The organism is Novosphingobium sp. HR1a (assembly GCF_015594425.1).
GTDB lineage: Bacteria > Pseudomonadota > Alphaproteobacteria > Sphingomonadales > Sphingomonadaceae > Novosphingobium > Novosphingobium resinovorum_A.
In genome coordinates, this window is record NZ_JABXWS010000031.1 from 52183 (window position 1) to 58182 (window position 6000).

The 6000-nt window shown below is 65.7% G+C and carries 6 protein-coding genes; 3 read left to right on the forward strand and 3 right to left on the reverse strand.

The annotated features are described in order from the left end of the window. Positions 1-97: 97 nt before the first annotated feature. Positions 98-928, reverse strand: a complete 831-nt coding sequence (locus tag HWN72_RS06245; protein ID WP_008832307.1) for a TIGR00266 family protein — start codon at positions 926-928, stop codon at positions 98-100. 197 nt (positions 929-1125) lie between these two features. Between HWN72_RS06245 and HWN72_RS06250 the strand changes: the two genes are divergently transcribed. Then, positions 1126-1839, forward strand: a complete 714-nt coding sequence (locus HWN72_RS06250) for a tetratricopeptide repeat protein (RefSeq protein WP_069707662.1) — start codon at positions 1126-1128, stop codon at positions 1837-1839. 169 nt (positions 1840-2008) lie between these two features. On the opposite strand, the gene glmU is transcribed toward HWN72_RS06250, so the two are convergent. Next, positions 2009-3376 (reverse strand): bifunctional UDP-N-acetylglucosamine diphosphorylase/glucosamine-1-phosphate N-acetyltransferase GlmU, encoded by a 1368-nt coding sequence (gene glmU, locus HWN72_RS06255; RefSeq protein ID WP_069707663.1) that lies wholly within the window; start codon positions 3374-3376, stop codon positions 2009-2011. Positions 3377-3437: 61 nt separating this feature from the next. On the opposite strand from glmU, the gene HWN72_RS06260 reads away from it, so the two are divergent. After that, positions 3438-4136 (forward strand): HAD-IA family hydrolase, encoded by a 699-nt coding sequence (locus tag HWN72_RS06260; RefSeq protein WP_069707664.1) that lies wholly within the window; start codon positions 3438-3440, stop codon positions 4134-4136. Positions 4137-4196: 60 nt separating this feature from the next. Continuing rightward, the gene (locus HWN72_RS06265; protein WP_069707665.1) at positions 4197-5075 is read left to right on the forward strand and encodes an oxaloacetate decarboxylase; all 879 of its coding nucleotides are present in this window, start codon (positions 4197-4199) and stop codon (positions 5073-5075) included. A gap of 101 nt (positions 5076-5176) precedes the next feature. Here HWN72_RS06265 and HWN72_RS06270 read toward each other — a convergent pair. Continuing rightward, positions 5177-6000, reverse strand: an 824-nt coding sequence (locus HWN72_RS06270) for a pitrilysin family protein (RefSeq protein ID WP_211149977.1), incomplete at its 5' end; no start/stop codon positions are given.

A 6000-nucleotide genomic window follows, 5' to 3' on the forward strand; every position in this document is an offset into this window, starting at 1 on the left:
GTGATATCATCGGCAAGGCGGATGTATCGTGAGCCATGGCAGGACAGTGCCGGATCGCCGATGACCGGGCGCTGTCCTGCACATTACATTCGCGTCATCAATCTCCGTCGATGAGGTTGCCCAGCGAGCCCAGCAGCGATCCCTCGCCGCGGTTCTGACCGCCGGTCGAGCCTGCCGCCGCCAGCATCCGCCCGGCGAGCCGCGAGAACGGCAGCGACTGGATCCAGACTTTGCCGGGGCCGCGCAGGCGGGCGAAGAACACGCCTTCCCCGCCGAAAATCATGGACTTGACGGAGCCTGCTCGCACCACGTCGAACTCCACGCTGGGCTGGAAGGCGGCGACGCAGCCGGTATCGACGTGGAGTTCTTCTCCGGCGCGAAGCTCGCGCTCGATCACGGTGCCGCCCATCTGGACGAAGACCCAGCCGTCGCCTTCCAGCTTCTGCATGATGAAGCCTTCGCCGCCGAACAGGCCGGTCATGATGCGCTGCTGGAAGTGGATGCCGATGGACACGCCGCGCGCGGCGCACAGGAAGGCGTCTTTCTGGCAGATCAACCGTCCGCCGACTTCGTCCAGCTTGATCGGCAGGATCGAGCCGGGGATCGGCGCCGCGAAGGATACGCGTGCCTTGCCTGAGCCGCGATGCGTGAAGACGGTCGTGAACAGGCTCTCGCCGGTGACGAGGCGCTTGCCCGCGCCCAGCAGCTTGCCCATGAAGCCGCCGCCCTGATCCGCCGAGCCGTCGCCGAACACGGTGGTCATGTCGATGGAGGCGTCCTTCCAGACCATCGCCCCGGCTTCGGCCACCGCGCTTTCGCCGGGATCGAGTTCGATCTCGACGAACTGGAGTTCCTGGCCCTTGATCTCGAAATCGACGTCGTCGGAAAGCGATGAACTGCGCGTATGGCTCCAGGGGCTGTTTGCCATCGAAAATCTCCGTCGTCGGCCCACCAGCGGGCCATGTGCGATGAGACGAGGGTTTGATTTCGGCAAGATGACTTGTCAAACCGCGCCGGTCGGATATTCTTCGCAGTTCAACGAACACTGTCTGACGATTGGCCCACGTAGAAGGGCTCGGCACAGACCGGCGCGGTATCGGTGTTTTGGGGAGAGGAAAAACACCGATGAACGCTCGAATTGCGTCTTCCGTTCTTGTTTCGATTTTCATCGCGGGAACGGCTCATGCCGAACCCGTGCAGCAACAGCCGCATCTTGTGGCGGCCAGTTTCGCACCCGCCGCGCGGGTGACGGATACCCGCTTCGATGCGGCCGCGCATGTCCAGCAGGGCTACGATCTGATCCGTCAGGGCAAGCAGGCGCAGGCGGTCAAGCTGTTCGACAAGGTCATCGCCGATGCCGACCAGCGGCTTTCCGGCGATTTGCGCCCACGCCTTTGCCGTGATGGCGGAGCGGCTTCCGGTGCCACTGTCGAAGTCGATTCCGCGCTGTGCGAGGCGCATTTCGGCAAGGGCTTCGCGCTCATCGATCTCGGTCGCGGCGATCTTGCCGAGGCTGAATTGCGGCAGGCCTCGCAGATGGCGCCGGGCAATGCCCATTTCGCCAACGAATATGCCGAACTCTTCAAATCGCGCCGGGACTGGCAGGGCAGCTACGATCTGTTCGCCAAGGCGTGGGCCGTGGTCGACAAGTCCACGACCGGCAAGGACGCACGGATAGCGGCGCGCGCCCTGCGGGGGATGGGTTTCACCAAGGCGGCGATGGGGCAGTATGACGAGGCGGAGAAGTTCTACGACCAGTCGCTGCAGTATGACCCCAAGAGCGAGATCGCCAAAGTAGAGCTGAGCAATATCGCGCGCAGGAAGGTGATTGGATCGTAAGACAGCAAGGCGTTTGAAGACAAAGCCCGTCATCCCAGCGAAGGCTGGGACCGCTGGCAAATCTTTAGGCGCTACGTTGCGTTAGCACTTTGCAGCCGTGGGTTGGGCTTTACGCGGCCAGCGGTCCCAGCCTTCGCTGGGATGACGGGCGCTGTCCTTTGACGTCAGCTCAGCCTTTCAACTCGGCCTTTTTCTTCTTCATGGCATCATGGAAGCGGTCGGCCCAGCCGGGCTTGACCAGTTGTTCCCCGCGAACGAGGCGCAGTTCGCCGTCCGCCACGTCGCGGGTGACCGCGCTGCCCGCCGCCACGATCGCGTCGGCGCCGATCTTCACGGGCGCCACCAGCGCGCTGTTGGAGCCGATGAAGGCGCGTTCGCCGATCACGGTCTTGTGCTTGAAGTAGCCGTCGTAGTTGCAGGTGATCGTGCCCGCGCCGATGTTGGCGCCCGCACCGACCACCGCGTCGCCGAGGTAGGTCAGGTGGTTGGCCTTCGCGCCTTCGCCCAGCACGGCGTTCTTCATCTCGACGAAGTTGCCGATCTTGGACCCGGCCTTGAGCACCGCGCCGGGCCGTAGGCGAGCGTAAGGTCCAATGGCGACGCTGCTTTCGAGCGTCGCGCCCTCGAGGTGCGAGAAGGCGTGAATGACGACGTTATCGGCGACACTCACACCGGGGCCGAACACCACGTTGGGCTCGACGGTAACATCGCGGCCGAGCTTCGTGTCCCAGGCGAAGAACACGGTTTCCGGCGCGATCAGCGTCACGCCATCGGCCATGGCCTGAACCCGGCGCGCCTTCTGCCAGCGGCCCTCGGCTTCGGCGAGTTCGCCGCGGCTGTTGATGCCGCCGACTTCGTCCGGGTCGTCAGTTACGATCACCGCGCAGGCGCGTCCTTCGAGCGTGGCGATATTGACGATATCGACGAGGTAATACTCGCCCTGGGCGTTCTCGTTGCCGACTTTGGCGAGCAGGTCGAACAGATCGGCCGACTTCACCGCCATCAGGCCCGAGTTGCACAAGCGGCAGGCGCGCTGTTCCTCGGTGGCGTCCTTGTATTCGACCATCATCGCGATGCGCCCGTCGTCATGGGCGAGCACACGGCCGTACTGCAGCGGGTCCTCGGGCTGGAAGCCGAGCACGACCACTGCCGGGGCATCCTCGGCATGGAGGCGGGCGATCATCGCGCGCATCGTCTCTTCGCGCACGAAGGGCACGTCGCCGTAGAGGATCAGCACGTCGCCGTCGAAGCCCGCCAGCGCGCCCTCGGCCTGCTGGACGGCGTGGCCGGTGCCGAGCTGCGGTTCCTGCACCGCGATCGTCGCGCGGCTGCCCAGCGCCTTTTCCAACTGCTCGCGGCCATGCCCGGCGACCACGACCTGCCGCTCGGGAGCCAACTGCGCGGCGCTCGCCAGCAAATGTTCCAGCATCGGGCGGCCGGCTACGGGATGGAGCACCTTGTGCAGGTCGCTCTTCATGCGGGTGCCCTTGCCGGCGGCGAGGACGACGATTGCGAGGGGGTTACTGGCCAAAGTCATGGGTGCTCTCCTGCCAGCAAATTGTTGCGGTTTCCATCCCGAGCCTGCACTGCTTGGTGCAATGACCAGCTTTCCTTTTCAGATCGTCGGTTTCGACCTCGACGGAACTCTTCTCGACAGCCTCGGTGACCTTGGCCACGCGGTCAATCACGCTCTTTCTCTGGAAGGCCGCCGGGCCGTCCCGCGCGAGGAAGTGCGCGGGTTCGTGGGCGGCGGCGCGCGCAAGATGCTCGCCAATGCGCTCGTCGCGACGGGCGGCGCGGTGGACGATGTGCGCTTCGAGGAACTGCACGATGCGCTGCTCGCCTTCTATGAGGCGAACATCGCGGTCGAGACCTGCCTGTTCCCCGGCGGCGCGGCGATGCTGGACGAACTGGCGGCGCGCGGCGTGAAGATCGCCGTCGTCACCAACAAGCTGGAGCGGTTCGCCACGAAGATCTTCGGCGAACTCGGCCTGTCGGAGCGGTTCTACACGGTGATCGGCGGCGACACCCTCGGCCCCGGCCGGGCCAAGCCGCGTCCCGACCTGCTGCAGCTCATGCTGGAACGCGGCGGGGAAGGGCGTGCGGCTTATGTCGGCGATACCACGTACGACACCCGCGCGGCGGCGGCGGCGGGGCTGCCGTGCATCGCGGTCAGCTTCGGTTTCAACGACCTGCCGCCGGGCGAACTGGGCGCAGCGGCGGTGATCGATCATTTCGACCAACTCGTCCCCGCGCTCGAGCGGATCGGCAACAACGCGGGGCCGATACCCGCCTGACCCGCTTGCCCGCCCGGCGGCTTCGTGCGAGCCCTCCGTTCGAAAGAGGGAGAGCCGACGATGCCGACACCGGGTGAGAAGCTGCGCGCGCTGATCGAGAACGGCGAGCATTTTGTCGCCGCCGAGGCCTACAGCGCGCTCACCGGGCGAATCGTCCAGCAGGTCGGGTTCAAGGCGGCGTATCTGGGCGGCCATGCCTGCTCGGCATTTCACTATGCGGTGCCCGACAACGGCATCTTCAGCCAGATCGAGCAGATCGATCAGGCGGGCCGCATCGCGCAGGCCATGGATATTCCGCTGATCGCCGACGCCGATACGCTGGGCGAGACGGTGGCCGATGCATACCGCTTCACGAAGATGTACGTTGCGGCGGGGATCGCCGGGTATCACGTCGAGGACGAGGTGAACCCCAAGCATTCCAAGCACGTCAACGGCTTGTGCTCGATCGAGGAAATGCAGTGCCGGATCGAGGCCGGGGTGAAGGCGCGGGGCGATTCGGGCCTGGTGATCATCGCGCGCTGCGATGAACTCTACACCAGCGCCAATGGCGGCGGCGGTTCGGGCTCGGTGGAAGAAGCGATCCGGCGGGGGCACGCTTATGCCGAGGCGGGCGCTGATGCGGTGGTCTTCGCCAGCGCGCCGCCGGAACAGCAGGCCGAAGTCATCCCGCATATGCCGATCCCGGTCTGCACGCTCGGGTTCAATTTGCCGGACACGCGCTTCACGCTTTCGACCGGGTGGGGCTGGGTCTCGGCGGCGGTGAACCACCTCAAGATGGCGCGCGAGCTGATGGAGACCGGCTCGGTCGCCAGCGCGATGGATGCTTTCCGTAACTTCCCGGAGAAGTACGACCTGATCGATCAGAAGCTGTATGATGATCTGATCGTCGATTGGGCGGAGCGGACTGGGCAACCCACGCGAACCAACCATGCGCGGTAGCCCCTCCGTCCGTCATTGCGAGCGTAGCGAAGCAATCCAGGGCGGCTCAAGACAGCCCTGGATTGCTTCGCTACGCTCGCAATGACGAGGTGTGTGGGGGCTTACTTCGGCTCCGTCACATCCTTCGGCAGCGCCAGCACCTCCAGCCCGGCCTCTGGCGCAAGGTAGCGCTGCGCCATCGCCTGCACGTCCGCCGGGGTAAGCGCCAGCAGCCGTTCGCGCGCATTTTGGAAACGCTCGATCCGATCGGGCTCGGACTGAGCGTGGTCCACCAGCGCCATCCACCCGGCATTGCTCTTGAGCGCGTTGGCGAGGCCCTCGATCATAGGCTGCCGCGCGCGCAGCAGGATGTCGGTGCTGACCGGGGCCTTGCGCAGATCGTCCAGCACCTGCCGGATCGCCGCGCGTGTCGCGGGCACTTCGGCGACGTCCACCGAGGCGTTGACCGAGAAGGTGCCATAGCCTTTCCACTCATGCGAAAGCTGGCTCGATGCCGAGGGCGAGTAGGCCTTCCCCAGCGCCTCGCGCAGCTGGTCGGTCAGCTCGACGCGCATGACGCGCTCCAGCAGTTCGAGTTCCAGCGCCTCGACCGGATCGGCATCGTCGCGCGTGGGCCAGGTGATGCGCAGCAGCGCCTGATCGGCCGGGCCGGTATGCCGCACGATCCGCGCCGAGCGATCCTTCGCGAAGAGGCGCGGGGGCTGGCCGGTCTCGCCGTGGAAGACCGTCTCGCGCGCGGGTAGGGCGCCGAACGTGCGGGCGACCAGCGCGATCGCGGCGTCTTCGTCGATATCGCCGACAAGGCCGATCTCGATCGCGCCCCGGGCCAGCCGATCGCTCACGTCGGTCTTCAGCTTGGCATAGGACAAGTGGCGATAATCCTCGACGTTGCCGAGGCTGAAACGCGGGTCGTCGTCGCTGAGGA

Bases quoted from the DNA above. Each gene is read 5' to 3' on its own strand.
- HWN72_RS06245 (WP_008832307.1), bottom strand. From the start codon at position 928: ATGGCAAACAGCCCCTGGAGCCATACGCGCAGTTCATCGCTTTCCGAC.
- HWN72_RS06250 (WP_069707662.1), top strand. From the start codon at position 1,126: ATGAACGCTCGAATTGCGTCTTCCGTTCTTGTTTCGATTTTCATCGCG.
- glmU (WP_069707663.1), bottom strand. From the start codon at position 3,376: ATGACTTTGGCCAGTAACCCCCTCGCAATCGTCGTCCTCGCCGCCGGC.
- HWN72_RS06260 (WP_069707664.1), top strand. From the start codon at position 3,438: ATGACCAGCTTTCCTTTTCAGATCGTCGGTTTCGACCTCGACGGAACT.
- HWN72_RS06265 (WP_069707665.1), top strand. From the start codon at position 4,197: ATGCCGACACCGGGTGAGAAGCTGCGCGCGCTGATCGAGAACGGCGAG.